Below are 26,110 nucleotides of genomic sequence, written 5' to 3'. Positions count from 1 at the left end.
CGGGACAGTGATGTCATCGCCGTTCCAGGAAAAATCATCGATCGAGAAGTGGCCCACTTCTCGATCTACAAGCCCGCGGGTATCAGGGGCGCAGCAGCTTCTGCGACAGCTTTCCCTTGTCGTCGACGGATGTGATTCCGAAAGAGCCTGGAATGTCACCGGCGGTATCGAAGTCGACCGAACCCGAAGCGCCTTCATAGTTGATCTTTTGTCCCGCGGCGATGAGTGCCTTGGCCTTGGCCCACTCGCCAGGACGCACGATCTCGCCTCCCGGGCCTGCGACCTGTCGTAACGCAGCCGGCAACAGCTTGCGGTCGGTAGAGCCGGCTTTCTCGATGGCCAGCGCGGTCAGGAAGACGGCGTCGTAGCCGTTGGCTACGTACGGCGATGCGGGATCGAAGCCGGCCTTCTTCGCAGCATCGGCATAGGCCACGAACGAGACTTCCTCCTGGTCCACGGCGGGCGTGGCGAAGAACAGGTGATCTCGCATGCGATCGGCACCGATCTGATCGACCACCGCCTGGTCCGCCATGCCCCCGGTGCTGTAGAAGGTGGTGAACAGGTTTGCCTCGATGCTGTTCTTGATCATGTTGATCCCGCCGTTGCCGTAGTAGGCGAAGACGGCGATCGCTTTGCTGCCGCCTTTGGAGAGAGACGCCAGATCGGTGCGGTAGGACGCTTTGTTCGCCTCGACCTTCACTGACGCGCTGACCTTGCCGCCAAGCTTCACAAAGGCGCTTTCGAAGTTGCGGGCAATGGCGGAGTTGTAGTCGTCGTTGACCACGATCATTGCGATACTGGTGATGTTGTGGCTCTTGACGATGGTGGCCAGCGCGCCAGCCTGGTCGACATTGGCCGGTGCGGTGCGGTACACCGTATCGCCGTCGTTGAGTGTAGTGAGGCCTGCGGAGGTGGCCGAGTCGGTGATCAGCATGACGCCGGCGGGGATCGTGACGTTCTGGGCAACCGCGATGGTTTCACCCGAGCAAGTCGGACCGATCACGGAGACCACGCGCTCCACGTTGATCAGCTTGCCGGCGGCATCAACGGCGGTCTTTGCGTCGCAGCCGCTGTCGGCCGTCACGAAACGCAGTTGGTCGCCCTTGAGCAGTCCGCCTGCAGCGTTGATCTGCTTGAGCGCGAGTTCGCGTGCTTTGTGAACGTTGGCAGAGAGCTCTGCCAACGAGCCGGTGAAGCCGCCCATCGCGCCGACTTTGATGTCGGCGGCATGGCTGGTCGAGGCCAGCGCAGAGAGTGCAATGACGAGCGCCGGTACTTTGCGCAAGGTCTTCATGGTATTCCAATCAAGTGTTACGGTAATGAAGGAGAGGACGGGAGGATCAGGCCCCCTTCTTGGGGGTGGCTCGTTGCTCGGGAAGAATGCCTTCGGGATGGCGCTGAAGGAAGTACTGCAGCGCCAGGCCGATGAGGAAGATCCGGACGTAGGAGGCACGCACCGCGAAATCGGATGGCAGGCGTGCACTGATCACTTCGCTGAAGGACCAGACGGCCCAGATCAGAACGCCGCCAAGAATGGCTCCCTTGTTGTTGCCGCTGCCGCCCACGAACAACATTACCCAGACCAGGAAGGTCGCGAGAAAGGGGTCGACCATGTTGGGGTCGATGAACTTGAGGTAGTGCGCCGTGAGCGCTCCTCCCAAGCCCATGATCATGCTGCCGAGCACGAATCCTTGAAGGCGGAAGGCCTGCACGTTCTTGCCCGCGGCACGAGCTGCCGGCTCGTCGTCCCGGATGGCGGCCAGCACACGCCCCCAGGGCGAGCGGCGAAGAACCTCCAGAACGCCATAGACGAGCAGAACCAATGCGACCAGCAGCAGCAGGAAACAAATCAGGTTCCACGGTTCGGGCAGGTGCTCGAAGGGACGCGGAATTTCGGGGATACCGTCTGGCCCGTTGGTCAGCCAACCTTCGGTGCGCAGAACGAGGCGGAAGATCTCGGCAACACCCAGTGTCGCGATGGCCAGGTAGTCTCCGCGCAATCGCAGGCAGATCTTGCCCACTGCCCAGGCAAGTGCGCCGGATATGGCCATCGCTGCAACGAGTGACAGCGCGAAGGGGAGTTGGTAGCCGCCGAGATGCGAGGTGCTGGGCGCCGTGGTCAGAATGGCGGTGGCATAAGCGCCGACAGCGAAGAAGCCCGCGATGCCAGCGTTAAATAGGCCAGCCATGCCCCATTGAACGTTCAGGCCCAAGGTGAGTATGGCGTAGATCGCCCCCATCGTCAGGATGGAGATCAGGTAGAAACCGATGCCGTTCAAGTTGTCCATGTGATGCCCCTTGTTACTTTCCTTTGAACAGACCGGTGGGACGCATCAACATCACGAGAATCATGATGAAGAAAGCAATCGCAGACTTGTAGCCCGGCTCCACCAGAGGGCCGTCCCCGATCCATGCGTAGGAGGAGAGTTCTTCCACGATGCCGATGATGAAACCGCCTGCCGCGGCGCCGTAGGGCTTGCCCACCCCGCCAAGCACGGCGGCGGCGAAGATGGGAAGCATGATCTTGAAACCCATCTGTGTTTCGACCTGCGTGTCGATAGCCAGGAAAACGCCGGCACAGCAAGCCAGCACTGCGCTGAGCATCCAGGTGGCACGCACAACCATTTGCGTGTCGATGCCCGTGAGCCTCGCCAGTTCGGGGTGGTCTGACATGGCTCGCATCGCCTTGCCTATGCGGGTCTTCGAGAGCAGCAAGTGGACTGCAACCATCATCACCAGCGCGGCACCAATGATCATCAGGTGCTTGGGCAGGATGTTGATCGTGTCGAGAATGGAAACCGGTGTCTGGATGCCAGGTGACATCACGCGTACCTTCACGCCCCAGAAGAACTGGATGGCCGAGCGCAGCATCAGCATCACACCAAAAGAAGCGATGACCAGCATGATCGTTGGCGCCTTGCGCAGTGGCTTGTAGAAGGCCCGGTCGAGCAGCAGTGCGGCAAGCATGGTGAGGACGCAGGAGATGGGCAGTATCACCAGCGGATGCAAGGAGGTGAGCGTCATCAGGGACCAGGTGATGTACACCCCCAGCGTCATCAATTCGCCGTGCGAGAAATTGGCGAAACGCAGGATGCCGAACGTGAAACTCAGACCGATGGCGCCTAACGCGTAGATGGAGCCGAGCACGAGCCCTGGCACTAAATAGAAATTGAGGAATTCAGCCATGAGCCAGCTCCCCTGCAGGCTTGCCCGCACCGAGGAACATGTGTGCGACTTCGGGGTTGGCCAGAAGGTCGGAACCCGTGCCTTCATGCTTGTTCCGGCCATCCACCAGCACATACGCACGAGTGGCGATGCGCAAGGCTTGTTTGGCGTTCTGCTCGACCAGGAGGATGGGCGTGCCGGTGGCATTGATGCGCTGCACGATCTCGAAGATCTCGCCTCGGTATTTGGGCGAGAGTCCCGCAGTGGGCTCGTCCAGAAGCAGTACTTTGGGCTGCAGCATCAGCGCTTTGCCCATGGCGACCATCTGGCGTTGGCCGCCGGAGAGGGTTCCTGCAGGCACATGCCGTTTGCCCTTCAGCGGAGGGAACATGTCGTAGATCTCGGCGAGTCGGCCGCTGAAATCGTCCTTGCGCACGAAGGCGCCCATTTCGAGGTTTTCATTGACGCTCATGCTGGGGAAGATGTTTTCTGTTTGCGGCACAAAAGAGATTCCGCGGCGCACGCATTTCTCGGGCGGGGTGTTGGTGATGTCCTGCCCCTCGAGCAGGACCTGGCCGCCTGTGAGCGTGAGCAGGCCGAACACGGATTTGAGAGAGGTGGATTTGCCGGCGCCGTTGGGGCCGATGATCACGACGATCTCGCCCAGGCTGACCTGCATGGACACCCCTTTGAGAATCTGGGTGTCGCCGTAGCCGCCGACCAGGGATTTGAGTTCAAGCACGGGCCTCATGCGTCGTCCCCCCCGAGGTAGGCTTCGAGCACTTCCTGGTTGGCACGAATTTCGGCCATGGTGCCCTTGGTGAGAACTGAACCCGCAGCCATCACGATGATGGGATCGCACAATGCGGCGATCAGATCCATGTCATGTTCGATGATGCAAAAGGTGTAGCGGCGCTCCTGGCGCAGTCGAGAGATCATTCCACGCACCTCGAGCATCAGGCTGGGGTTCACGCCGGCGCCCGGCTCGTCAAGCAGCACCAGCTTGGCGTCGGTCATCATGGTGCGGCCCAACTCAAGCAGCTTCTTTTGGCCACCCGACAACTTGCCTGCGAATTCGTCCCGCACGTGCCACAGCGAGAGGAACTTCAACGCATCTTCTGCGCGTTCACGGACTTCTCGTTCACGCTGGCCGACGGCCAAGCGTGCCATGAAGTTGGACAGGATGTTTTCGCCAGGCTGCGAAGGGGGCACCACCATCAAGTTCTCCAGCACGGTCAGGCGCTTGAACTCGTGGGGGATCTGAAAGGTTCGCACGATGCCCTTGTGGAACAGCTTGTGCCCCGGCAATCCCGCCACGTTCTCGCCTTCGAAGATGATCTTTCCGCTGGTGGGGACTTCCTCGCCAGCAATCATGTTGAAGGTGGTGCTTTTCCCCGCACCGTTTGGGCCTATCAGGCCAGTAATGCTTCCCGCTTTTATTTCAAATGAACAGTTTTTGACGGCGTGAAATCCGCCAAATGTTTTCCCAAGCATTTCAACGTTTAACATTTTTGCTTTTTGGAGATATCCAATACCGTGGTGATTGGGGGTGCCTAAAGCCACTGGATGTATTGCGGTGTTTATTCGCACACAGATTTGTCCATGAGGCTCGAACTCGCCATCCCTTGCAGAACCCCATGGGGATGTCGATGAGGTCGGATTGTGGATAGTGGCCTGTCGCCGTGCAAACGACAATTGTGCACAAGGTCATGCCGAGTCAGAATGACCTGATGGCATGCACCAAAATGGTGATGTTGAAAATGGATTACGCACCAAATGCATCGCGTAATAGGGGCGAAAAAATGGCGATCGCACTTCGCCGGTGCGAAAACAACGAATGTGAATATTCGTACTTACCCGAGTATTTCGAGGTATGCGTCATACCGCCAAGGCATGGGCAGGGCGCAACACACTTGGCCTTACTGTGAAGGCGTGCGGGGATCTGCGTTTTTTGACGCGCGGTAACCTATCGTTCCGCGAGCTAACTTTCGAGGCGGTAAGCCTCTGTTTCGGCCAGCAGCCAATCTCGAAAGCGCTGCAAGGGTGGGTAGGCTGCGCGCGCTGTGGGTGATGCGAGGTAATAGGCCTCGACGCTCCTCATCGGGGCATCGAGCGCGGGCACCAGGTCGCCGTTCATGAATTCGTGCTGAAACAGGAACTCCGGCAACAGCGTAATGCCCATGCCAGCGATGGCGGCCTGTGTTGCGACAGCGAACTGGTCGATCAGCATACCGTGGACCTCGACCGGTGGCAGACCGTTGGCCGTGAACCACCGCTCCCAGGCGTCCGGTCGCGAGACGAGGTGCAGCAACGGTGCCTTCAGCAGATCGGCGGGCTCGGTGAAGCCGTATTGGTCGCGCAGCGCTCGGCTGCAAGCGGGGATGACGGTTTCAGGCATCAGGTAGTTGATCTCGGCACCAGGCCAATTGGGCGTGCCGTAATGGATGGCTGCATCGACGGCGTCAAGCTTGAATTCCACTGGAATCAGCCGTGTCACGAGATTGACCGTGATGCCAGGGTTGGAGGCTAGGAAGCGGGGCAACCGGGGTGCCAGCCAACGGGTACCAAAAGTCGGAAGGATGGCCAAATTCAATGTGCCACCCTGTGGGTTTGCCCTAAACCCCAGCGACGCGCCAGCGATCCGTTTCAAACCTTCCCTGATTTCGTGTGCGTAAGCCTCCCCGGCGACGGTTAAACGAACGGTTTGCCGTTCGCGGATGAATAAATCCGAGCCCAAGGTATCTTCCAGCATCTTGATTTGCCGGCTGACCGCGCTTTGCGTCAGACTCAATTCATTGGCGGCGGCCGTGAAGCTGTTGAGGCGGGCGCAGGCCTCGAAGGCGCACAGCACATGCATGGAGGGCAGGAAGCGTCGGGGAAACTGCATGGCGATCATTCCTTTCTGGAACGACCTGAGTCTAAAACATCGTTTGCTCGCTCGGTAGAGCATGGTCAAAATTTATATAGCTCAATTCCGACCCGGCCCGCGCCCCACACCTCCGGCGCTATCACCTCCACGTATGACGAGTATGCAAAGCTTCGCGTCCCCTGACCAAATACGCAGCTGGTTTTCCAGCGCCATGTCCGAGATGTACCGCCGTGAGGTTCCCCAATACGGGACCTTGCTCTCACTGGTGGCCGAGATTAATCAGGCCGTGCTGGACCGCCCTGATCAGGAGGGTTTGTTCGACGCGGAAGAACGACAACGACTGGGGGTGGAACGCCACGGTGCCATTCGTGTGGGCACCGCCGCCGAGTTGGCCGGGATCGCCCGGATATTCAAAGTGATGGGCATGCATCCGGTGGGCTACTACGACCTGTCGGTCGCCGGGGTCCCCGTGCATTCCACTGCTTTTCGGCCGATCGGCGACGAAGCGTTGAAAATCAATCCGTTTCGCGTCTTCACGTCGCTGCTTCGACTGGAGTTGATCCCGGATCGTGCGCTGCGCGAGCGCGCCGAAGCCATCCTCTCGCGCCGCCAGATCTTTACGTCCACTGCGCTGGAACTGTTGACCCGGCACGAGCAGCAAGGGGGGCTGTCCGTCGATGATGCAGAAATCTTCGTCCGAGAGGCACTGGAGACCTTCCGCTGGCACGGAGAGGCGACTGTAGATGGCGCCACGTACCGCGAGCTGCATGACGCGCACCGGCTCATCGCCGATGTGGTGAGCTTCAAAGGGCCACATATCAACCACTTGACGCCGCGTACGTTGGACATCGACGCGGCGCAGGAGGCCATGCCGCGATGTGGGATCGAAGCGAAGGCCAGCATCGAAGGGCCCCCTCACCGCCGCCACTCGATCTTGCTTCGTCAAACGAGCTTTACGGCGCTGAGCGAGCCCATTCGTTTTGTGGGCGACATCGACGCAGGTACCCATACCGCCCGTTTCGGAGAAATCGAGCAACGCGGCATGGCCTTGACCCGCGAAGGGCGTGCGCTCTATGACCGCCTTCTCGATGAGGCTCGCCGAGACGCCACCCCAGGATCGAGCTCAGCAGGTCGGCTTGCCAGCGTGTTCCAGGCTTTCCCCGACGACTTGCGCACCTTGCGCCATCGAGGGCTGGCTTTTTTCCGCTATGAGGTGAAAGACGCCGCGCGATTCAAGGCCATGGCGGAGTCCGGTTTGTCCTGGGATCTGGAGGTTCTCGTCGAGGCGGGGGCGGTCGCTGCCTGTCCTCTCATCTACGAGGACTTTCTGCCGGTGAGCGCTGCAGGCATCTTTCGCTCCAACCTCGGTGGCGCCGAGCCCAAGGCTTACGACGCTCGTGGCGCCAAGGCTGGATTCGAGGCTGCATTGGGCATGCCCGTGCATGACGAGATTGCCCTGTACGAACAAGCACGGGACGCTTCGGTCACCGTGCTCAAGCGGGCCTACGCACAGGAGCAATACGCATGAACGGCGACGCTTACAGCCACGGTCTGTGGGAAGCTTCGGCACCGGCCGCGCCGGTCACCGGTCCTTTGCAAGAGCAGGACTTGCGCGTCGATATCGCCGTGATCGGTGCAGGCTTTACAGGCTTGTCTACGGCCCTGCATGCAGCCGAAGGCGGCGCCAGCGTCGCCGTGCTCGAAGCTCAGCAAGTCGGCTTCGGCGGTTCCGGACGCAATGTCGGCTTGGTCAATGCAGGCATGTGGGTCATGCCCGACGCCTTGCCGCAGGAGCTCGGAGAGGCCTATGGCACTCGGCTGAGAAAGTGTCTGGGCGATGCGCCTTCGCTGGTGTTCGCGCTGGTGGATCGCCATGGCATGGATTGCCAGGCCGTTCCTCGAGGCACGCTGCATTGCGCGGTCGGGCAGCAAGGCTTGCGCGACATCACGGAGCGCCATCGGCAGTGGCTGGTGCACGGTGCGCCGGTCGAGCTGTTGGATGCTCGTGCCGTCGCCGCTGCGACGGGCACCACTGCCTACACCGGTGGCTTGCTGGACAGGCGTGCCGGAACGATCCAACCGCTGGCGTACGCGCGCGGTCTGGCACATGCCGCTGTGAAGGCGGGCGCCAAGCTCTACACGCACAGCTGCGTGACCGAGGTCCGTGACGAGGCCTCGCACTGGGCTCTTCGGACTGCGCACGGCAGCGTCCAGGCCCGTTGGGTGTTCGTCGCGACTGATGCCTACACAGGTGCGCTGTGGCCGCAGTTGCAGGAGGAGCAGATTCGGTTACCTTACTTCAATATGGCAACTGCACCGTTGTCCGATGCGCAACGAGCGCGCATTCTCCCCGGCCTTCAGGGCGTGTGGGATACACCCGATGTGTTGTCTTCGTTCCGCTACGACCGGCAGGGCAGGTTGGTGTTCGGCAGTGTCGGTGCGCTGCGCGGAGCCGGCATGGGAATCCACCGGAACTGGGGGCGCCGAGCCTTGAACAAGTTGTTTCCGGAGCTGGCGAGTACACCTTTTGAATACGAGTGGTATGGGCAGATCGGCATGACATCCAATGCTTTACCGCGTCTGCATGAGTTGGGTCGTCAGGTGTTCTCGTTCAGCGGGTACAACGGCCGCGGTATCGCGCCAGGCACGGCATTCGGCCGCGAACTGGCAGGGCTGGCACTCGGACAGCGCCGCGTCGAAGATCTGCCGCTGCCGGTCACCCCTTCGGTCACGGCGCGTTTCAAAGGTCTCCGGGAGATGGGCTACGAAGCGGGCGCTCAGCTCGTGCACGCCACCCAGGCCCGCCTGTAGTTCAACTGCCACACACCATGGATACCTCTCTCTTTTCGCACAGCTATCAGAGCCCGACAGGCTCGCCCATTCGCGAGCTTTTCCCTTACCTCAGCAAGCCAGGCCTTATCAGTTTTGCCGGGGGATACCCCTCGCCGGAGTTGTTCGACGGGGATGGGTTGAAAGAAGCCGCCGCTCGCGTGACCGGTGGCAGCAACGACGTCTACCAGTACGGTCCCACGGAAGGCTTGCCCGCGCTGCGCGAGAGGCTGGCCGAACTGGGTCAGAAGCGAGGGGTCGAGGCACAGGCCCAGAATCTGCTGGTCACGACCGGATCGCAGCAAGCGTTCGATCTGCTGGTCAAGACGCTGCTCGACCCCGGGGACACCGTTCTTGTGGAGCTGCCCGCCTATCCGGCAACGCTTCAGGCCTTGCGCTTGGCCCAGGTTCAGGTCTTGGGGGTTCCGATGGATGCGCATGGACTGCAGACGGAGAGCCTGCGCTCGACGCTGCAGGCGCTCCGCACCGCCAGCCGCCCGAAGCTGCTCTACACCGTGCCGACGTTTTCCAATCCCAGCGGCACGGTCCTGTGCGAAGCGCGACGTGCCAGTCTGGTCGAGCTGGCGCTGGAGTACGGCTTCTTCATCGTCGAGGACGATCCTTACGGCGAGCTGAGCTTCACCAGCGACTTGCACAAGCCGCTGTATCGCCATGGCATGGAAATGGCTGGATCTCGCAATCCCGTGATCTACCTCTCCAGCTTGTCCAAAACGGTGGCGCCGGCGCTGCGCACAGGCTGGATGGCGGCCAACGACGACATCTTGCGACGTTGTGCCATCGCCAAGCAGACCGCCGATCTCTGCAGCTCGCCGCTGACCCAGATGATTGCCACCGAGTACCTGGGACTGGGGCGATACGACGCCGCAGTGGAGCGTGCGTGCCGTACTTACCAAGAGCGCATGCAAGTGATGACAGACGGTCTGAACGCGCTCCTTTCTCACCAGCTCAGCTTTGTCCAGCCGCAAGGCGGCATGTTCCTGTGGGCAGATTTGCATCCTGACATGCCGCTGCCAGATCTCTTCGATGCCTGTGTGCGCGAGGGTGTCCTGTACGTGCCGGGCACGGCGTTCTTCCCGACGCCCACCGCCCGCAAATCCATCCGCATGTCTTTTGCCTCTCCTGGTTTGGCCGATATCCAAGAGGGCGTCAACCGGCTCAGGCGCGCCATGGACGCCGTTACCCCAGTCATCCGAAGCAGTCGCGCAAACGCCAGCGTCGCTGCCGGCGTTTGAAGTTCACTTATCCAACCCTCAGAAAGTTTTCATGTCCTCAATCCTCCATCAAACCCAATCCGTACTCGATCGTCTTGGCGTCGATGCCAGTCTTCTGCGAGGGGGTGTCATCACCGTGCGCACGCCTGTGGATGGCAGTGCCTTGGCCCATGTTGCCGACATGACTAAGCCGGAAGTCGATGCGATCGTCGCGGCGGCCCGACAGGCGTTTGTCACTTGGCGAGACGTTCCCGCGCCGCAGCGTGGCGAACTGGTTCGATTGCTCGGCGAAGAACTGCGTGCTTCAAAGGAGCAACTGGGTCAGCTCGTCTCTATCGAGGCAGGAAAAATCCTGTCCGAAGGGTTGGGCGAAGTACAGGAGATGATCGACATCTGCGACTTCGCGGTGGGACTCTCGCGCCAGCTCTATGGCCTTACCATCGCTTCCGAGCGCCCAGGCCATCGCATGATGGAAACCTGGCACCCCCTGGGGGTGGTGGGGGTGATCACGGCCTTCAACTTTCCCGTCGCCGTCTGGGCGTGGAATGCGGCTCTGGCGCTGGTCTGCGGCAATGCCGTCGTCTGGAAGCCTTCTGAGAAGACACCGCTGTGCGCTCTTGCCTGTCAGGCCATCTTCGAACGTGCACTCAAGCGCTTCGGCGACAAGGCACCCGAGCGATTGAACCAGTTGGTGCTGGGTCTGCGCGGCGCTGGCGAGGCGCTGGTGGACAACCCCGAAGTGGCCTTGGTGTCCGCAACCGGCAGTACCCGTATGGGCCGTGAAGTCGGACCGCGCGTGGCACAGCGCTTCGGCCGTTCCCTGTTGGAGCTCGGCGGCAACAATGCCGTCATTGTCACCCCCAGTGCCGATCTGGATCTGGCGGTTCGCGGCATCGCTTTTGCAGCGGTCGGCACAGCGGGGCAGCGGTGTACCACCACCCGCCGGCTGATCGTGCACAGCAGCGTCAAGGATGTCTTGGTTTCGCGGCTCAAGACCGCATTCGCCAAGCTGCCGATCGGCAACCCTCTTGACCAGGGAACCCTGGTGGGGCCGCTGATCGACTTGGCGAGCTACGAGGGCATGCAGAAGGCTCTGAACAATGCAAAAGCTGAAGGCGGGGTCGTCTCCGGAGGTACCCGTGTGCTGCAGTTGGAGTATTCGCAGGCCTACTACGTCACCCCGGCGCTGGTAGAGATGCCTGGTCAAACGGCCACGGTGTGTCATGAGACTTTTGCGCCGATCCTCTACGTACTGACTTACGAGAATTTCGAGGATGCCATCGCGCTTCAAAACGGAGTGCCTCAGGGGCTGTCATCGGCTATTTTCAGCAACGACCTTCGCGAAGCCGAGACATTTCTCGCGGCTGGAGGCTCGGACTGCGGCATCGCCAATGTCAACATCGGCACCTCAGGAGCGGAAATCGGCGGTGCTTTCGGGGGTGACAAGGAAACGGGTGGCGGTCGAGAATCCGGCTCGGACTCCTGGCGCGCCTACATGCGGCGCGCGACGAATACCGTCAACTATTCGCGCGAGCTGCCTCTTGCTCAAGGTGTACGTTTCGACTTCTAAGCGCTGAAGATGCGCCCGAGATGGGCCAGCAACCGGCTCGCCCGTTCGGTGGCTTCGCTTCCGGTCTGCGCAAAGGCGACGGGCAGGCCCAGAGCCTTGCCCGCCCCCTGAGCGGCCAGCCGGACGGGGGCCGCAATCGTCCGGTAGCCCAGGAGAAGAAATGGCCGATCACGAACAGGGTGCCGGTGAGGCGGTTCAGATCGGCTTCGATCCAAGCGGTTGACGTAAAGCGTCATGTGCGGCTCCTTGATGAGCCTCGCTGACGGGGAGGTTGCACCGCTGTGTAAAAGGTGTTTTCAAGCACCGGCCCTTTCGGGCTGCGGTGATTGTGGCACGCGCGTGTACGCCGGGCAACAGAAGACGATGTCTTTCATGGCTGGCGCGGGTGTTCGAGGCGCTGCGACGCTCCGGTCGTCATGCGGCCGCTGACACGAGCCGATGAAGATTGCCGTCGATCTGGACCTGGATGGATCGCAAGGTGTTTGCCGTGATATGGCCGGGCAGCAGATCCGTCGCGATGGCGGTGAAGCGGGAGGCAACGTGGCAGATGCGGTCGATGACGGCACTGGCTGCCTGGCGCGACAGCTCCGCTTCTTGTTCGCCGAGCGCGAGCAACTGTTTTCGGCCGACGTCGAGGGCCTCGCCCATCACATCCATCTGGTGATACCCGCCTGGCCCGTCGCAGAAGGTCACGTCGTAAGCCGGGGCCAGTGTCCACGCGCCTGCAGACGACATGAGGTAGGAGAAATTCTTGGGGTGATCGTCGCGGTTGTTGAAGGCGACGTTGAACACCACTCGCTCGAATGCGATCGCCTTCTGCCGGACATCGTTGGTGCACAACTGCGTGGCACGCAGAAAGTTGACGCAGTCCAGAGAGCCGGGTGTGCGGTAGTCGGCGCCCGTGAAAGCAGCCAGGCTTTGCATCGGCACGCGCATGCCGTCCTTGCGATCGAAACGCCGGGCTGCAAAAGCGGCCTGTCCGTTGGAGAGAGGAAAGAACTCGGTGTCCGGTGTCGCGATGCCGCAGGCGCGCAGGCATTGGGCGTAGACCGCCTCGACGGCGCACACTTCGGGGTGCTCTCCGTTGGCTGGGAATTTGATCAGCCACGGTTCCAGGCTCGGGGCCTCGGCCGTCGTGAAACGGCCGCTGACAGCATCTCGGTACAGCAGTGCCTTCGGGCGAGCCCCTTGGGGAGATCCGCCCATCTGCAGCAGCGTCTGAAGGAAGGCGCCCCCTTCGCCCTGCAGCACGGCCTGGGCCTGGGCAGCCAGTTCCGAGAGGTGGATGTTCTCGGGCAGGGCCGACATGTCCGGTGCGACGGGTCGATAGGACATCGCGCCCATCGCACGATCTCCGATGAAGGTCAGGCGCTCGAGCGGGCCGATGCGGGCGGCCTGGAGGCCCCGCTGCTTGAACAGACGGTCCATCAAGAGCATGCCCCAGCCATCGGGCAGGGAGTCGTAAACCGGCCCAGGCAATTGCAATTGATGGGCTGGGAAGTCCTTGCGTAGCTTTGGGCCCCGCAAGGGCAGCGCGTACGCCGACAGTTCCAGGCCGCGGCTCAACGCTTCATCGCTGTACTCGAAAGCAATCCACGGACGACCGTTGATGGCCGTGGACGAGACCAGGGAGCCCCATCGCCAACGCTTTCCCCAGCCTTCGTAGTAGACGTCGACTTGATCAGGCATCGTTGGAGGTTTTCTTGATTCGTTGACGCTTGGCGCCGCTCTCGTAGCGACGGATGTCGTCCAGACTGTCCAGCTTTGGCATGAACAGGGCTTCCAGCTCGTCACGACGCCCTAGAGCCATCGCCACTCGCACAACGCCTTCAAATGCGGTGTTTCGGCCTGCTTCGAGATTGGAGAGGGTGGCCACGCCGATGCCTGAGCGCGCAGCCAACTCGGACTGCGTCATCTGCTGCACCAGTCGTTCCTTGCGCAGGCGCTCGGCCAGAAGCTTGACGAGCTCGTCGGGTTTGACTAACGATAAATCCATGGAAGCAGTTCTTAAGTCGGAATTTGTCGGTTTATCAACGATATTTTAGAGTTATACGCCTTGACCATCAAGCAGCTTAACATTCATGATCCAGGGATGGAATCCAATTTTCGGCGGATGCGGTCAGGCGATCTGGCATGCGCCGTTCGGGTCGCCTGCCCTGCGAGAGGCCGGCTTGCGCAGCTTCGAAGTCAGCGCAGCCAGCACGGCCGCAGCCGACAGCAGGCCGATGCTCAGCGCGAATGTGGCTGTGTGGCCCTTGAGGTCGAACAGCAGTCCGCCCAATGTGGAGCCCAATCCGATCGCCAGTTGCACCACTGCGACCATCAGGCCGCCGCCGGCCTCTGCATCGTCGGGCAAGTTGTTGGCGATCCAGGACCACCATCCGACGGGTGCAGCGGTCGCGACCAGGCCCCAGCACCCCAGCAACACGACCACTGCCGTCACCGAGTGACCGAAGAGCATGAGACCGGCTGCGCAGAACGCCATCAGGATGGGGATGACGACGAGCGTGGCATAGAAGCCCTTCTGCAGGAAACGTCCGATCAGCAGGGTGCCGGCGAATCCTGCCGCACCGATGACCAGCAAGGTGAGAGACAGTGTGTTGGCGGCCATGCCGGTGACGGTCTCGAGGAACGGACGCACATAGGTGTACAGCGCAAACTGGCCCATGAAGAAGACGCTGACGGCGGCCATGCCGCAGGCTACGAAGGGGCTCTTCAAGAGCGACAGAACGTTTTTGGATTGGGTCGTGAGGGGTGTGGCCTGCGGCAGCGATGGAAGGCTGCGCCATTGCCAGATCCCTGCAACGATGGCCACCGGCACCAGGCAGAAGAAGGTGCCGCGCCACCCGATCACCGACCCCAGAAAGCTGCCCAGCGGGGCCGCGACAACCGTCGCCAGGGCGTTGCCGCTGTTGAAGATGGCCAGGGCCCTCGGGACTTGCGGCGTGGGAACCAGACCGATCGCCACTGCAGCCGAGAGTGACCAGAAGCCGCCGATGGCGATGCCGATCAAGGCGCGGCCGGCCATGTAGATCGGATAGCTGGGGGCGAGCGAGATGACGGCTCCCGACAGGCACATCAGGCCGGTGAGTCCCAGCAGCAGTTTCTTTCTGGGTATCTTGCCGGCCAGTATCAGGATGGACAGACTGGTCAGCACGGCGAACGCACCCGAGATGGCGATGGCCTGACCCGCCATGCCTTCGGAGACCTGCAGATCGACGGCGATGGGCGTGAGCAGACTCACGGGCATGAATTCGGAGGCGACGAGTGCGAACACGCACAGCGTCATCGCGTAGACGGCACTCCAGTGCGCGGGCCGGGAATCCCGCTCGTGCGCGGCTGGCGCGTCGGTCGTTTCTCCGGCGGGTTGGCCGGCAATGGTGGGGGTGGACATGTTGCGTATCTCTTTGCGCCGCTGGGAGCGAGTCCGCGCGGCTGGAACAGGGCTTCGACTGCCGCCGGGTGTCGGCCGCAGGATCACGGGTCGAAAGTTTGCCTGTCGAAACAGAGGGTGACTAGATAATGGATGCTTATTGGATTTAGTAGATAATTTAATCAATAAACTTCGCTGAAACTCGGTCTGACATGGCGCGACGCAATCTCAACGATCTTCTGGCATTCGTCACGGTGGCCCGCGAAGGCAGCTTCACCAAGGCGGGCGCAACCCTGGGCGTGACTCAATCGGCGTTGAGCCAGGCCGTCAAGGGGCTGGAAGAGCGGTTGAAGATCCGGCTGCTGACCCGCACCACCCGAAGCGTGTCGGCCACGCCGGCGGGTGAACGGTTGATGCTGGCCATAGGCCATCGCTTCGATGAAATCGAGGCCGAGCTCGACGCGCTGACCGAGCTCAGGGACAAGCCTGCCGGTACGGTCAGGATCACCTGCGGCGACCACATCCTGCACAGCTTGCTCCTGCCCAAACTGACGCCGGTGTTGCACGAGTTCCCCGACATCCTGTTGGAGTTCGACATGAACTACGGCTTTCGCGACATCGTGGCCGACCGCTTCGACGCCGGGGTCAGACTCGGCAGCACGATCGATCAGGACATGATCGCGGTGCCGATCGGGCCGCCGATGCGCATGGCGGTGGTGGCGTCTCCCGACTACTTCGAACGCCACCCCGCCCCGAAGACGCCCCACGAGCTGACGCGGCATCGTTGCATCAATCAGCGCATGCCGACGTCGGGTGGACTGTATGTCTGGGATTTCCGGCGTGGCCGCCAGCAGATCAATGTGCGCGTCACCGGACCGCTGATCTTCAACACCGCGCCGCCCCAGGTGGATGCGGCTCTGGCCGGTCTGGGCATCACCTTGCTGCCCGAGGACGAGCTGGGGAGCCACATCGAGGAGGGCCGCTTGATTCGTGTGCTCGACGAGTGGTGTCCGCCTTTTCCGGGGTATCACCTGTATTACCCGAGCCGAAGGCAGCCATCGCCGGCGTTTTCGCTGGTGCTCAAGGCGTTGAAGTGGGATGGCGGCAAACGATGACATCGGCAGGCTTGCCGCGCATGGCCGTCACCGGGGTCTGCGCCCGACGACGGGTTTGCCGGGGGCGCGGTAACGCAGGGCCTCGATGACCAGGGCCAGCGCGGGCGAGATGTGCCGGCGGTTGGCGTAGTACAGGTGATAGCCGGGAAATCTCGGCCACCAGCTCTTGAGGACGGGCGCCAGACGACCGGCTTCGATGTGATGCTGGACGAGGTCGTACGGCACATAGGCGCAGCCCATGCCGTCGAGCGACGCCTGCAGCATGAGGCCGGTGGTGTTGAAAACCGTCTGGCCCTGCACCTTGACCTTCACCGGGGTGCCGTTCTTTTCCAGATCCCAGGCGTAGAGGCCGCCATGCGTCGGCAGCCTGAGGTTGATGCATTGGTGGTGGGTCAGATCCTCGGGTACCGACGGGAGCGTTCTGTTCTCGAGGTACGCGGGTGAGGCGACGACCGCCATCCGGAGTTCGGGCGCGATCTGCACGGCGATCATGTCCTTGTCGACGCGGTTGCCGACCCGCACGCCGGCGTCGAACCGGTGCGCGGCGATATCGGTCATGGCGTAGTCGACGCTGAACTCGATGGAGATTTCGGGATGCGCCTTGAGCAGGTGCAGGAGCCTTGGCCATAGTGCGGTGGCAATCGCATGGTCGTGCGACGTGATGCGGATGGAGCCGGCCGGCCGGTCCTTGCGCGAGCGTATCGATGCGATGGTCTCGTCGATCTCCTGCAGCCGTGGCGCCAGCGTGGTCAGCAGCGTTTCGCCCTCGGCGGTGGTCGACACGCTGCGGGTGGTGCGGATGAGCAGACGCACGCCCAGCCGGGCTTCGAGCATCGACATCGAACGGCTCAAAGCCGAGCGCGACAGGCCCAGCCGGGCTGCGGCGCGCGTGAAGCTGCGTTCAGTGGCCACCACGACGAAGGCGTGAAGTTCGTTCAGATTCTCGGTCGTCATTGTTGAATTTCTTGCACCTGTTTATGCAGATTTTGCACTCTTCTCAATCAATCCGAGCGCAGATACATTGATCCGAAGCGAGCACGGAATCGCCTTTCCGGCTTCGCCACCTCTTGTTTCAACACCCACATCTTCAGTTCATGCATCTCAAAAAAGCAGGCTCGCAGGCTTCGATCAAAGGTCCTTCCGACTGGTTCACGGGCACGGTGCGCATCGACCCGCTGAATGCGCCACCGCCGCCGGCGCGCACCTCTTGCGCGAGCGTCACGTTCGAGCCCGGCGCGCGATCGGCTTGGCACACCCATCCGCTGGGACAGACCCTGATCGTGACGGCCGGCTGCGGATGGACGCAGTGCGAGGGCGAGGCGATCGTCGAGATCCGGGCCGGCGACGTGATCTGGTGTCCGCCGGGCCATCGCCATTGGCACGGTGCGACGGCCACGACCGCCATGACCCACATCGCGATTCAGGAAGCTCTGGACGGCAAGAACGTCGAGTGGATGGAGCATGTGACCGACGCTCAATACCTGGGTCAGCGATGAACAATACGCATCTTGTTAAACGTGGCGTGGCGGCAGCGATGCTGGCCACCCTGTCCCTGGCGGCGGAAGCCGATGGTTCCACCCCGGGTACGCGTCCGGGGGCGGCGTCTGCAGCAGGCCATGCCGCTGCGGGAGAGGCGCTCACGCAGCAGCAACAGCACATCGTTCCGGTCTCGGCCCTCGCGGCGGCGGGCGACATGGCTCGCCTCGGGCCGGCCTTGCAAGAGGCGTTGAATGCGGGCGTGACGGTCAACGAACTCAAGGAAGTGCTGACGCAACTGTATGCGTATGCGGGTTTCCCGCGCAGCCTGAACGCGCTGGCAGAGCTGATGAAGGTGGTGGAGCAACGCCGCGGGCAGGGCATCGTCGACGACGAGGGCCGCTTGCCCAGCCGCCCCATCCCGACGGGCGATGCGCTGCTGAAGGCCGGCACTGCCAACCAGACGCGGCTGGTGGGAGCGCCGGTCGGCGGTGCGCTGTTCGACTTTGCGCCTGCTGCCGGCACCTATCTGCAGACCCATCTTTTCGGCGACATCTTCGAGCGCGACAACCTCGACTGGAAGAGCCGTGAGCTGGCGACGGTGGCCATGCTCTCGACGATGGCGGGTGCGCAGGCCCAGTTGCAGTCGCACATGAACATGAGCATGAACGTCGGCCTGACCGAGGGCCAGTTGACCCGGGTCGCTCAACTGCTGGGCGAGCGGGTGGACGATGTCTATGGCCAGCGGGCCCGCACGGCGCTCGCTCGGCACCTGGAAAGCCGTCGATCGGGTGGCTGAAGTTCGTCGATCGAACACCTGGATTCATGAGCAGGGCTAATAGGCCTATTAAGAGTCCATCAGCTAGTCGTCGTCGTGCGATTGAGCCAACATGGTGGGCACGGGCAAGGGCCGACCCTCGGCGGTCCATGCCCTGCCGCCCGGCAGAACCTCGCTGCCCCCCGCCCGTTCTCCAAGAAAAAACACCATGCCCCACGATGATGAAAACCCGGGACCCTCGGTCCAACTCAGCGCGGACGAAGACGCTCTGCTCAAGGAGATGCCCCAACTCGATGGCGTCGGGCAGACTCGCCGCACCTTCATGATGGGCTCTTCGGCCGCCGGCATCGGCGTGTTTGCCGCGCAGTTGCTGGCACACGAATCCGCGCTCGCCGAGATGCCCTTGGCCGAAGCCGCACTGTCCGCGCCGGACAAGCCCCAGAACCTCGTGCAGGTCGCCGTGCAGATCAACGGCCGGCCCCACACGCTGGCGCTGGATTCCCGCGTGGTGTTGCTCGATGCCCTGCGTGAACGCCTGGGGTACACCGGCACCAAGAAAGGCTGCGATCAGGGCCAGTGCGGTGCATGCACGGTGCTGGTCGACGGCCAGCGCGTGTTGTCCTGCCTGACGCTGACGGCCACGCTGGAAGGCCGCACCGTCACCACCATCGAAGGACTCGCGCAGGACGAGAACCTGCATCCGGTGCAGGCCGCCTTCATCAAGCACGATGCCTTCCAGTGCGGCTATTGCACACCGGGGCAGATCTGCTCGGCTGTCGGGCTGTTGGGCGAGGCGCAACGCGGGCACGTCAGCCATGTCACGCAAGACGTGCGCCGGACGACGACGCGCCTGAGCGACGACGAGATCCGCGAACGCATGAGCGGCAACATCTGCCGCTGCGGCGCCTATCCGGGCATCGTCGCCGCGGTGCAAGAGGCCCATTCGGGGCAGCAGACCGCGCACCACTGGGCTTACGCCACCGACACGCAACTGGCTGCGGCCAAACTGGAGCAGGGCCATGAGACCGTTTGAATATGTGCGTGCCGGCGATGCCGCAGCCGCTACGGCGGCGGTCGCCGCGATGCCACTGGCCCGGTTTCTTGCGGGCGGCACCAACCTCATCGATCTGATGAAGGAGGATGTCGAGCGGCCGACGCGGCTGGTGGACATCCGCAACCTGCCGCTGCGCGAGATCCAGCGCACCCGATCGGGCCTGTCGATCGGCGCGCTGGCGACCAACACCGAGACGGCCAACCACCCGCTGGTGCGCGAGAACTACCCGCTGTTGACCCAGGCGATCGTCGCGGGGGCCTCGGGGCAATTGCGCAACATGGCCACGAACGGCGGCAACCTGCTGCAGAGAACCCGTTGCAACTATTTCTACGATACCGCGATGCCGTGCAACAAACGCGAGCCTGGAACGGGCTGCGGCGCACGGGAAGGTCTCAACAAGATCCACGCCATCCTGGGCTGGAGCGAATCCTGTGTGGCGACGTATCCGGGCGACATGGCCAACGCGCTCTACGCACTCGATGCCAGTGTGCGTGTGCGGGGTGCCGACGGGCGGGAACGTGCGATCGCCATCCAGGATTTCCATCGCCTGCCGGGCGACGAGCCGCATCGCGACAACACGCTCGAGCGCGGTGATCTGATCGTGGCCATCGACTTGCCGGTGGCGGCGGGCGAACTGGCCACGCACTCGCACTACCTCAAGGTGCGCGACCGCACCTCTTACGCCTTTGCCATGGTTTCCGTGGCGGCGGGCCTGCGCATCGAGGGCGGAGCGATCCGGCAGGCGAGGGTGGTGCTGGGCAGCGTCTCGCACAAGCCCTGGCGCAGCCAGGAAGCAGAAAACGTGCTGGTGGGCCAAGCGCCCAGCGAGCAGACCTTTCGGCAGGCGGCCGACGCGGCGCTGAGCCAGGCCCGTCCGCTGGCGCACAACGCCTACAAGGTCGAGCTGGGCAAACGGTCGGTGGTGCGTGCGCTCATGCGCGCGGCCCGCCTGGTCTGATCGATCGAGAGGAAACGATTCATGGCACGTTATCTAGGCAAGGAAACGACCCGTGTGGACGGGATCGCGAAGGTGACCGGCAAGGCCAAGTATGCGGCCGAGTTCCAGGTCCCGCATCTCAGCCACGGCTTTCTGGTGCTGAGCACCATCGCCAAGGGCCGCATCACGACGATGGATACGGCGGCGGCTGAACAGGCCGCCGGTGTGATCCGTGTGTTCACCCATCTCAACACGCCGCCCTTCGGCGAGGGCCGCGACATGATGGGCCCGATTCCGCATTGGGCGCTGCAATCCGAGCGCATCCATTTCAACGGGCAGCCCATCGCCCTGGTGGTGGCCGAGACCTTCGAGCAGGCTCGCCATGCGGCCCGGCTGGTGCAGGTGACTTACCAGGCCGAGGCCCATGTCACCGATCTCGACCGGGTGCTCGATCGCGCCTTGCCCGATGCCGCGACGCAGAAGACCCAACCGCGCGGCAATCCGCAGGCCGCGCTGGCCGCTTCGGCGGTGCAGGTGCGCGCCGATTACCATATTCCGATCGAACATCACAACCCCATCGAGCCGCATGCCGCGATCGCTTTCTGGGAGGGCGATCACCTCACCGTGTTCGACAAGACCCAGCAGGTCAACGGCGTCCGCGACCATCTGGCCTCGTGCCTGAAAATGCCGGCCGACAAGATCCGGGTGATTTCTCCGTTTGTGGGCGGGGCGTTCGGCGCCTCGCTGAAACCCAACTATTACCCGTCTTTGACGGCCATGGCGGCGCGCGAGCTCAAACGCCCGGTGAAGGTGGTGTTCACACGTGCGCAGATGTTCACGGGGCATGGCTATCGGCCGCAGACCCTGCAGCGAATGGCATTGGGCGCGGACCGGTCGGGCAAGCTGCAGGCCATCGTTCACGAGGCGTTTCACAACACGTCGACCCTCGAGGAGTTTTCGGATGGAACGACGCAGTTCCCGCGCCAGGTCTATGCCTGCGCCAATCTACATGCGCCGTTGAAGATCGCAGCGACCGACCTCGCCACGCCGACATGGATGCGGGCACCGGGTGCCGTCAGCGGCATGTTTGCGCTGGAAAGCGCCATGGACGAACTGGCCTATGCGCTCAAGCTCGATCCATTGGATCTGCGCCTGATCAACTATGCCGAGGTCGACCCCGAAAGCGGCAAACCTTTCTCGAGCAAGGCCTTGCGCGAGTGCTACCGCATCGGCGCCGAGAAATTCGGCTGGAAGAACCGCAATCCCGAGCCGCGCTCGATGCGCGACGGCCACCTGCTGGTCGGGTGGGGCATGGCCACCGGCGTCTGGGGCGCCATGCAGATGCCGGCCAGCGCGAGCATCACCTACCGTGCCGACGGGACGGCCGATGTGGCCAGTGCCACCAGCGACATCGGACCCGGCACCTACACGGTGATGACCATGATCGCCGCCGAGTTCCTGGGGCTGAAGCTTGAGCAAGTCCACTTTCAGTTGGGCGACACGCGCCAGCCCAAGGCCCCGCCGCAGGGTGGCTCGTTCACCACGTCGAGCGTGGGCTCGGCGGTGCATGGTGCCGCGCTGGCCATTGCGGGCCGGCTGCTGGCCCTGGCCCAGCAGGACGCCGACTCGCCTTTGAAGGGCGCTGCCGCCGCCGATGTCGAGATGGCCGACGGCTTTCTGCGCCTGAGACGCGAGCCGGTGCGCGCCGTCGAGATCGCCGGCCTGATGCGTCGCAGCGGGCACGATGCCATCACCGAGGTCTTCGACTCCACCCCCTCGCCCGAACGGGCCAAGTACGCCTCGCTGGCCCATGGCGCGCAGTTCGTCGAGGTCAAGGTCGACCCGGATCTGGGTACCGTGAAGGTCAGCCGCGTGATCGAGATCACGGCCTGCGGCAAGATCCTCAACCCCATGGCGTCGCACAGCCAGGAGATCGGTGGCGTGGTGTGGGGGATCGGCATGGCGCTCGAAGAAGCCACCGAGATCGACCACCGCTACGGCCGCATCATGAACGCCAGCCTTCAGCACTACCATGTGCCGGTCAATGCGGACATCCATGCCATCGAAACGATTTTTGTCGAGGAAGAGGACACGATCGTCAATCCGCTGGGCGTCAAGGGGATGGGCGAACTGGGCATGGTGGGCATTCCGGCCGCGATCGCGAATGCGGTCTTCCATGCGACGGGCCGGCGGATACGGGAACTGCCGATCACGCCGGACAAGCTGCTGTGAGCGTCGCAGCCGTTGCCGGCGAGGTCGTGTCAATGGACAACATCGATCTCATGGTGCTGCGCGCAGCGCGCGACTGGCGTGCGCAAGGCCATCGGGTGCTGCTGGCCACAGTCGTCGGCACGTGGGGCTCTTCGCCACGCCCCGTCGGCGCCATGATGGCGTTGCGCGGGGACGGCCGTGCGGTGGGCAGCGTGTCGGGAGGCTGCATCGAGGACGACTTGATTCGCCGCTACACGTCCGCTTCGCCGCATGCTTCGTGGACCGACGGGCCGGCGACCGAGCGGGTCCGATACGGTGTGAGCGCGGATGAGGCGCATCGGTTCGGACTGCCGTGCGGCGGAACCCTGGAGCTGATCCTCGAGTTCACGCTGTGCGCTGCCGGGCTCGATGAGCTCGTCGGCCGGTTGGATTCGGGCGAGCTCGTGCAGCGCAAGGTGAGGCTGACCGATGGTGTGGCGACGCTGCACCACGCCGCGTTGCCCGATGCGCTGCGATGCGACGCAACGAGCCTGGTCAACACCTTGGGCCCGGGTTACCGCATGCTGCTGATCGGCGCCGGGGCGCTGGCCGAGTATGTCGCGACCATGGCCCTGTTCAACGGCTTCGCGGTCACGGTGTGCGATCCGCGAGCCGAGTCTCTCGGGACCTGGTCGGTGGCCGGCGCCAACCGGTCGGAGCTGATGCCGGACGATGCCGTGGCTGCGTTCCGGCCCGACGCTCGCTGCTGTGTGCTGGCGCTGAGCCACGACCCCAAGCTCGACGACCTGGCTCTGCTCGAGGCCCTGCGCAGCCCCGCCTTCTACGTCGGGGCCATCGGCTCGCGTCGCAACAATCGGCTTCGCCGCGAGCGTTTGATGACGCATTTCGGCGAGACCGAGGCATCGCTTGCCGCACTCAGAGGGCCGATCGGCATTTACATCGGCAGCAAGACACCGGCCGAGATCGCCGTGAGCGTGATGGCCGAGATTCTGGCCGTGAAGAACGGCGTGAGCGTCCCGGCGGATGCCCAGGTTGCCGCCGGCAAGCAGTTGCATGAGAGGGCGGTGGCGTGATGTCGGCCCGCGCCGCGCGGCGCACCCGTCGCCTGGCAGGGGGATGGCTGCTTCGAGGTGGCGAAGGGGCGGGCCGGGAGGCCGTGGAGCATGCGAAAAAGTGAGCGCTGAATTTCCGGGATAATCGAGGGTAATTTATTCAAGCCTCATTTTGGGTTTTCCATGGAAATCAAGGTCAATTTTCTCGATAAGCTGCGGCTTGAAGCCAAGTTCGATGATTTTACGGTGGTGGCCGATCAGCCTATCCGCTACAAGGGCGACGGCTCGGCGCCGGGGCCTTTCGATTATTTTCTCGCCTCTTCGGCCTTGTGCGCGGCTTATTTTGTGAAGCTGTATTGCGTGACTCGCAATATCCCCACAGAAAATATCCGTCTGTCGCAGAACAATATTGTCGATCCCGAGAACAGATACCAGCAGATCTTCAAGATTCAGGTCGAGCTGCCGGCGGATATCTCGGCCAAGGATCGCCAGGGCATTCTGCGCTCGATCGAACGTTGCACTGTGAAGAAGGTGGTGCAAGCCGGGCCCGAGTTCGTGATCGAGGAAGTCCAGAATCTGGATGCCGACGCCCAGGCGCTGCTGACGGTGAATTCGGAAGCCGGTGCAAGCACCTATATCACCGGCAAGGATCTGCCTCTGGAGCAGACCATCGCCAATATGTCGGGTGTGCTGGCGAATCTGGGCATCAAGATTGAAATCGCATCCTGGCGCAACATCATTCCCAACGTGTGGTCTTTGCATATTCGCGATGCCCATTCGCCCATGTGTTTCACCAACGGCAAGGGTTCGACCAAGGAAAGTGCATTGGCGTCGGCCTTGGGTGAATATATCGAGCGCATCAACTGCAACCACTTCTATGCGGGCCAGTTCTGGGGTGAAGACCTTGCCGATGCCCCCTTCGTGCATGATCCGAACGAACGCTGGTTCAAGCCGGGGCCTGACGATGCGTTGCCGGCAGAAATTCTCGATGACTACTGCCTGCCCATCTACGATCCCGAAAACGAGTTGCGGGCCTCGCACCTCTACGACACCAATTCAGGCAATGTGCAGCGCGGCCTCTGTTCGCTGCCGTTTGTGCGCCATTCGGACGGCGAGACGGTGTATTTTCCGTCCAACCTGGTCGAGAACCTGTACGTCAGCAACGGCATGAGTGCGGGCAATACGCTGGCCGAAGCCCAGGTGCAGTGCCTGTCCGAAATCTTCGAGCGTGCAGTGAAGCGGGAGATTCTGAGCGAAGAGATCGCGTTGCCCGACGTACCTGCAGACGTGCTGGCGAAGTACCCCGGCATTCTGGCCGGCATCAAGGGCTTGGAGGAGCAGGGCTTTCCGGTGCTGGTAAAGGATGCATCGTTGGGCGGGCAGTATCCCGTGATGTGCGTCACGTTGATGAATCCGCGAACCGGCGGCGTGTTTGCCTCGTTCGGCGCCCATCCCAGCCTGGAGGTGGCGCTGGAACGCAGTCTGACCGAGTTGTTGCAAGGCCGCAGTTTCGAGGGACTGAACGATCTGCCGCGGCCCACTTTCAACAGCCATGCGGTGAACGAGCCCTATAACTTCGTCGAGCATTTCATCGATTCCAGCGGTCTGGTGTCCTGGCGTTTCTTCAGCGCCAAGTCCGACTTCGAATTTGTGGAGTGGGATTTTTCCGGCCAGGGCGAATCCTCGAACGCCGACGAAGCGGCCGGCTTGTTCGGCATTCTCGAAGAGATGGGGAAAGAAGCGTACGTGGCGGTGTACGACCAATTGGGTGCGACGGCCTGCAGAATCCTGGTGCCGGGTTACTCGGAGGTCTATCCGGTGGAAGACCTGGTATGGGACAACACCAACAAGGCGCTGCTGTTCCGGGCCGATGTTCTGAATCTGCATCGCCTGGACGATGCCGGCCTGACGGCTTTGCTCGAGCGCCTGGAGAACAACGAGCTCGACGAGTACGGCGACATCGCCACGCTGATCGGCATCGAGTTCGACGAGAACACGGTCTGGGGGCAGTTGACCGTGCTGGAGTTGAAGCTGTTGATTCGTCTCGCGCTCAAGCAGTTCGACGAAACACAAGAGCTCGTGGGCGCTTTCCTGCAATACAACGACAACACGGTCGATCGGGGGCTGTTCTATCAGGCCTTGAGTGCCGTGCTCGAGGTGGTGCTGGACGACGACATGGATCTGGACGATTACGTCGTCAACTTTCGCCGCATGTTCGGCGACCCGCGCATGGACGCGGTCATCGGATCGGTCGACGGCAGCGTGCGTTTTTTTGGACTCACGCCGACCAGCATGAAACTGGAAGGCCTCGACAGGCATCATCGCCTGATGGACAGCTACAAGAAACTGCACACGGCGCGCGCTGCAGCGAAGCAAGCCGCCAACGCGTGATCTCGATGGGGGTCGATCGTCCGGCTCATCGGGTCTCGGTCTTCATGTTCAAGACCTG

The 26,110-nt window shown here is 62.6% G+C and carries 23 protein-coding genes; 12 read left to right on the top strand and 11 right to left on the bottom strand.

Features of this window, described 5'->3' with window-relative positions:
- Positions 1 to 82 precede the first annotated feature (82 nt).
- From EC845_RS03610 to EC845_RS03585, 6 genes are all read right to left on the bottom strand, one after another.
- Positions 83 to 1,294 carry an ABC transporter substrate-binding protein gene (locus EC845_RS03610; RefSeq protein WP_123295832.1) on the bottom strand — a complete coding sequence of 404 codons (1,212 nt, stop codon included), beginning with the start codon at positions 1,292 to 1,294 and terminating at the stop codon, positions 83 to 85.
- 46 nt (positions 1,295 to 1,340) lie between these two features.
- Complete coding sequence (locus EC845_RS03605; RefSeq protein ID WP_123295831.1) at positions 1,341 to 2,288, bottom strand: branched-chain amino acid ABC transporter permease; 948 nt, start codon at positions 2,286 to 2,288, stop codon at positions 1,341 to 1,343.
- Between the two features lie 13 nt (positions 2,289 to 2,301).
- On the bottom strand, positions 2,302 to 3,186 hold the full coding sequence (locus EC845_RS03600) for a branched-chain amino acid ABC transporter permease (protein WP_123295830.1): 885 nt from the start codon (positions 3,184 to 3,186) through the stop codon (positions 2,302 to 2,304).
- Positions 3,179 to 3,907, bottom strand: coding sequence for an ABC transporter ATP-binding protein (locus tag EC845_RS03595; RefSeq protein WP_199739716.1), 729 nt, complete (start codon positions 3,905 to 3,907; stop codon positions 3,179 to 3,181). Before EC845_RS03595 ends, EC845_RS03600 begins: the two co-directional genes overlap by 8 nt.
- 5 nt (positions 3,908 to 3,912) lie before the next feature.
- A complete protein-coding gene (locus EC845_RS03590; RefSeq protein WP_199739715.1) occupies positions 3,913 to 4,728 on the bottom strand; it encodes an ABC transporter ATP-binding protein in 816 nt (271 codons plus the stop codon).
- A 418-nt stretch (positions 4,729 to 5,146) separates the two neighbouring features.
- Positions 5,147 to 6,052 carry a LysR family transcriptional regulator gene (locus EC845_RS03585; protein WP_123296339.1) on the bottom strand — a complete coding sequence of 302 codons (906 nt, stop codon included), beginning with the start codon at positions 6,050 to 6,052 and terminating at the stop codon, positions 5,147 to 5,149.
- Positions 6,053 to 6,185: 133 nt separating this feature from the next.
- Here EC845_RS03585 and EC845_RS03580 point away from each other — a divergent pair, with 133 nt between their 5' ends.
- The 4 genes from EC845_RS03580 to EC845_RS03565 are packed head-to-tail and all read left to right on the top strand — an operon-like array spanning position 6,186 to position 11,665.
- Positions 6,186 to 7,562: a VOC family protein gene (locus EC845_RS03580; RefSeq protein WP_199739714.1), complete on the top strand. Its 1,377-nt coding sequence runs from the start codon at positions 6,186 to 6,188 to the stop codon at positions 7,560 to 7,562.
- Positions 7,559 to 8,845, top strand: coding sequence for an FAD-binding oxidoreductase (locus EC845_RS03575; protein WP_123295826.1), 1,287 nt, complete (start codon positions 7,559 to 7,561; stop codon positions 8,843 to 8,845). Before EC845_RS03580 ends, EC845_RS03575 begins: the two co-directional genes overlap by 4 nt.
- 17 nt (positions 8,846 to 8,862) lie before the next feature.
- On the top strand, positions 8,863 to 10,116 hold the full coding sequence (locus EC845_RS03570; protein ID WP_123295825.1) for a PLP-dependent aminotransferase family protein: 1,254 nt from the start codon (positions 8,863 to 8,865) through the stop codon (positions 10,114 to 10,116).
- Between the two features lie 31 nt (positions 10,117 to 10,147).
- Positions 10,148 to 11,665, top strand: a complete 1,518-nt coding sequence (locus EC845_RS03565; RefSeq protein WP_123295824.1) for an aldehyde dehydrogenase family protein — start codon at positions 10,148 to 10,150, stop codon at positions 11,663 to 11,665.
- Here EC845_RS03565 and EC845_RS03560 read toward each other — a convergent pair.
- The 4 genes from EC845_RS03560 to EC845_RS03545 all read right to left on the bottom strand — a co-directional run bounded on the left by EC845_RS03560 (position 11,662) and on the right by EC845_RS03545 (position 15,059).
- Positions 11,662 to 11,901 (bottom strand): hypothetical protein, encoded by a 240-nt coding sequence (locus EC845_RS03560; protein WP_123295823.1) that lies wholly within the window; start codon positions 11,899 to 11,901, stop codon positions 11,662 to 11,664. The genes EC845_RS03565 and EC845_RS03560 overlap by 4 nt on opposite strands.
- 178 nt (positions 11,902 to 12,079) lie before the next feature.
- Positions 12,080 to 13,354 carry a type II toxin-antitoxin system HipA family toxin gene (locus EC845_RS03555; RefSeq protein ID WP_123295822.1) on the bottom strand — a complete coding sequence of 425 codons (1,275 nt, stop codon included), beginning with the start codon at positions 13,352 to 13,354 and terminating at the stop codon, positions 12,080 to 12,082.
- Positions 13,347 to 13,661 carry a helix-turn-helix domain-containing protein gene (locus tag EC845_RS03550; protein WP_123295821.1) on the bottom strand — a complete coding sequence of 105 codons (315 nt, stop codon included), beginning with the start codon at positions 13,659 to 13,661 and terminating at the stop codon, positions 13,347 to 13,349. The genes EC845_RS03555 and EC845_RS03550 overlap by 8 nt, the downstream gene beginning before the upstream one ends.
- A gap of 123 nt (positions 13,662 to 13,784) precedes the next feature.
- Positions 13,785 to 15,059, bottom strand: a complete 1,275-nt coding sequence (locus EC845_RS03545) for an MFS transporter (RefSeq protein ID WP_123295820.1) — start codon at positions 15,057 to 15,059, stop codon at positions 13,785 to 13,787.
- Positions 15,060 to 15,250: 191 nt separating this feature from the next.
- On the opposite strand from EC845_RS03545, the gene EC845_RS03540 reads away from it, so the two are divergent.
- Positions 15,251 to 16,153: a LysR family transcriptional regulator gene (locus EC845_RS03540; protein ID WP_123295819.1), complete on the top strand. Its 903-nt coding sequence runs from the start codon at positions 15,251 to 15,253 to the stop codon at positions 16,151 to 16,153.
- A 27-nt stretch (positions 16,154 to 16,180) separates the two neighbouring features.
- Here EC845_RS03540 and EC845_RS03535 read toward each other — a convergent pair whose 3' ends face one another.
- Positions 16,181 to 17,107 carry a LysR family transcriptional regulator gene (locus EC845_RS03535; protein WP_123295818.1) on the bottom strand — a complete coding sequence of 309 codons (927 nt, stop codon included), beginning with the start codon at positions 17,105 to 17,107 and terminating at the stop codon, positions 16,181 to 16,183.
- 140 nt (positions 17,108 to 17,247) lie between these two features.
- Here EC845_RS03535 and EC845_RS03530 point away from each other — a divergent pair, with 140 nt between their 5' ends.
- From EC845_RS03530 to EC845_RS03500, 7 genes are all read left to right on the top strand, one after another.
- Positions 17,248 to 17,649 (top strand): cupin domain-containing protein, encoded by a 402-nt coding sequence (locus EC845_RS03530; RefSeq protein ID WP_123295817.1) that lies wholly within the window; start codon positions 17,248 to 17,250, stop codon positions 17,647 to 17,649.
- Entirely contained in the window at positions 17,646 to 18,428 is a 783-nt protein-coding gene (locus EC845_RS03525) for a carboxymuconolactone decarboxylase family protein (RefSeq protein ID WP_233597919.1), read from the top strand. Before EC845_RS03530 ends, EC845_RS03525 begins: the two co-directional genes overlap by 4 nt.
- A 187-nt stretch (positions 18,429 to 18,615) precedes the next feature.
- On the top strand, positions 18,616 to 19,440 hold the full coding sequence (locus EC845_RS03520; protein ID WP_123295815.1) for a 2Fe-2S iron-sulfur cluster-binding protein: 825 nt from the start codon (positions 18,616 to 18,618) through the stop codon (positions 19,438 to 19,440).
- Complete coding sequence (locus EC845_RS03515; protein ID WP_123295814.1) at positions 19,427 to 20,419, top strand: xanthine dehydrogenase family protein subunit M; 993 nt, start codon at positions 19,427 to 19,429, stop codon at positions 20,417 to 20,419. The genes EC845_RS03520 and EC845_RS03515 overlap by 14 nt, the downstream gene beginning before the upstream one ends.
- A gap of 21 nt (positions 20,420 to 20,440) precedes the next feature.
- Positions 20,441 to 22,630: a xanthine dehydrogenase family protein molybdopterin-binding subunit gene (locus tag EC845_RS03510; protein WP_123295813.1), complete on the top strand. Its 2,190-nt coding sequence runs from the start codon at positions 20,441 to 20,443 to the stop codon at positions 22,628 to 22,630.
- Positions 22,631 to 22,662: 32 nt separating this feature from the next.
- Positions 22,663 to 23,682 carry an XdhC family protein gene (locus EC845_RS03505; protein ID WP_123295812.1) on the top strand — a complete coding sequence of 340 codons (1,020 nt, stop codon included), beginning with the start codon at positions 22,663 to 22,665 and terminating at the stop codon, positions 23,680 to 23,682.
- A gap of 162 nt (positions 23,683 to 23,844) precedes the next feature.
- Positions 23,845 to 26,052: an OsmC domain/YcaO domain-containing protein gene (locus EC845_RS03500; protein ID WP_123295811.1), complete on the top strand. Its 2,208-nt coding sequence runs from the start codon at positions 23,845 to 23,847 to the stop codon at positions 26,050 to 26,052.
- Positions 26,053 to 26,110 lie beyond the last annotated feature (58 nt).

It is taken from the genome of Comamonas sp. BIGb0124 (assembly GCF_003752175.1).
Lineage (GTDB): Bacteria > Pseudomonadota > Gammaproteobacteria > Burkholderiales > Burkholderiaceae_C > Comamonas_F.
Note: the sequence above shows the minus strand (reverse complement) of the source record. Positions and strands in the feature narration are given on the sequence as shown.

Bases quoted from the DNA above. Each gene is read 5' to 3' on its own strand.
- EC845_RS03610 (WP_123295832.1), bottom strand. From the start codon at position 1,294: ATGAAGACCTTGCGCAAAGTACCGGCGCTCGTCATTGCACTCTCTGCG.
- EC845_RS03605 (WP_123295831.1), bottom strand. From the start codon at position 2,288: ATGGACAACTTGAACGGCATCGGTTTCTACCTGATCTCCATCCTGACG.
- EC845_RS03600 (WP_123295830.1), bottom strand. From the start codon at position 3,186: ATGGCTGAATTCCTCAATTTCTATTTAGTGCCAGGGCTCGTGCTCGGC.
- EC845_RS03585 (WP_123296339.1), bottom strand. From the start codon at position 6,052: ATGCAGTTTCCCCGACGCTTCCTGCCCTCCATGCATGTGCTGTGCGCC.
- EC845_RS03580 (WP_199739714.1), top strand. From the start codon at position 6,186: ATGACGAGTATGCAAAGCTTCGCGTCCCCTGACCAAATACGCAGCTGG.
- EC845_RS03575 (WP_123295826.1), top strand. From the start codon at position 7,559: ATGAACGGCGACGCTTACAGCCACGGTCTGTGGGAAGCTTCGGCACCG.
- EC845_RS03570 (WP_123295825.1), top strand. From the start codon at position 8,863: ATGGATACCTCTCTCTTTTCGCACAGCTATCAGAGCCCGACAGGCTCG.
- EC845_RS03565 (WP_123295824.1), top strand. From the start codon at position 10,148: ATGTCCTCAATCCTCCATCAAACCCAATCCGTACTCGATCGTCTTGGC.
- EC845_RS03560 (WP_123295823.1), bottom strand. From the start codon at position 11,901: ATGACGCTTTACGTCAACCGCTTGGATCGAAGCCGATCTGAACCGCCT.
- EC845_RS03555 (WP_123295822.1), bottom strand. From the start codon at position 13,354: ATGCCTGATCAAGTCGACGTCTACTACGAAGGCTGGGGAAAGCGTTGG.
- EC845_RS03550 (WP_123295821.1), bottom strand. From the start codon at position 13,661: ATGGATTTATCGTTAGTCAAACCCGACGAGCTCGTCAAGCTTCTGGCC.
- EC845_RS03545 (WP_123295820.1), bottom strand. From the start codon at position 15,059: ATGTCCACCCCCACCATTGCCGGCCAACCCGCCGGAGAAACGACCGAC.
- EC845_RS03540 (WP_123295819.1), top strand. From the start codon at position 15,251: ATGGCGCGACGCAATCTCAACGATCTTCTGGCATTCGTCACGGTGGCC.
- EC845_RS03535 (WP_123295818.1), bottom strand. From the start codon at position 17,107: ATGACGACCGAGAATCTGAACGAACTTCACGCCTTCGTCGTGGTGGCC.
- EC845_RS03530 (WP_123295817.1), top strand. From the start codon at position 17,248: ATGCATCTCAAAAAAGCAGGCTCGCAGGCTTCGATCAAAGGTCCTTCC.
- EC845_RS03525 (WP_233597919.1), top strand. From the start codon at position 17,646: ATGAACAATACGCATCTTGTTAAACGTGGCGTGGCGGCAGCGATGCTG.
- EC845_RS03520 (WP_123295815.1), top strand. From the start codon at position 18,616: ATGCCCCACGATGATGAAAACCCGGGACCCTCGGTCCAACTCAGCGCG.
- EC845_RS03515 (WP_123295814.1), top strand. From the start codon at position 19,427: ATGAGACCGTTTGAATATGTGCGTGCCGGCGATGCCGCAGCCGCTACG.
- EC845_RS03510 (WP_123295813.1), top strand. From the start codon at position 20,441: ATGGCACGTTATCTAGGCAAGGAAACGACCCGTGTGGACGGGATCGCG.
- EC845_RS03505 (WP_123295812.1), top strand. From the start codon at position 22,663: ATGGACAACATCGATCTCATGGTGCTGCGCGCAGCGCGCGACTGGCGT.
- EC845_RS03500 (WP_123295811.1), top strand. From the start codon at position 23,845: ATGGAAATCAAGGTCAATTTTCTCGATAAGCTGCGGCTTGAAGCCAAG.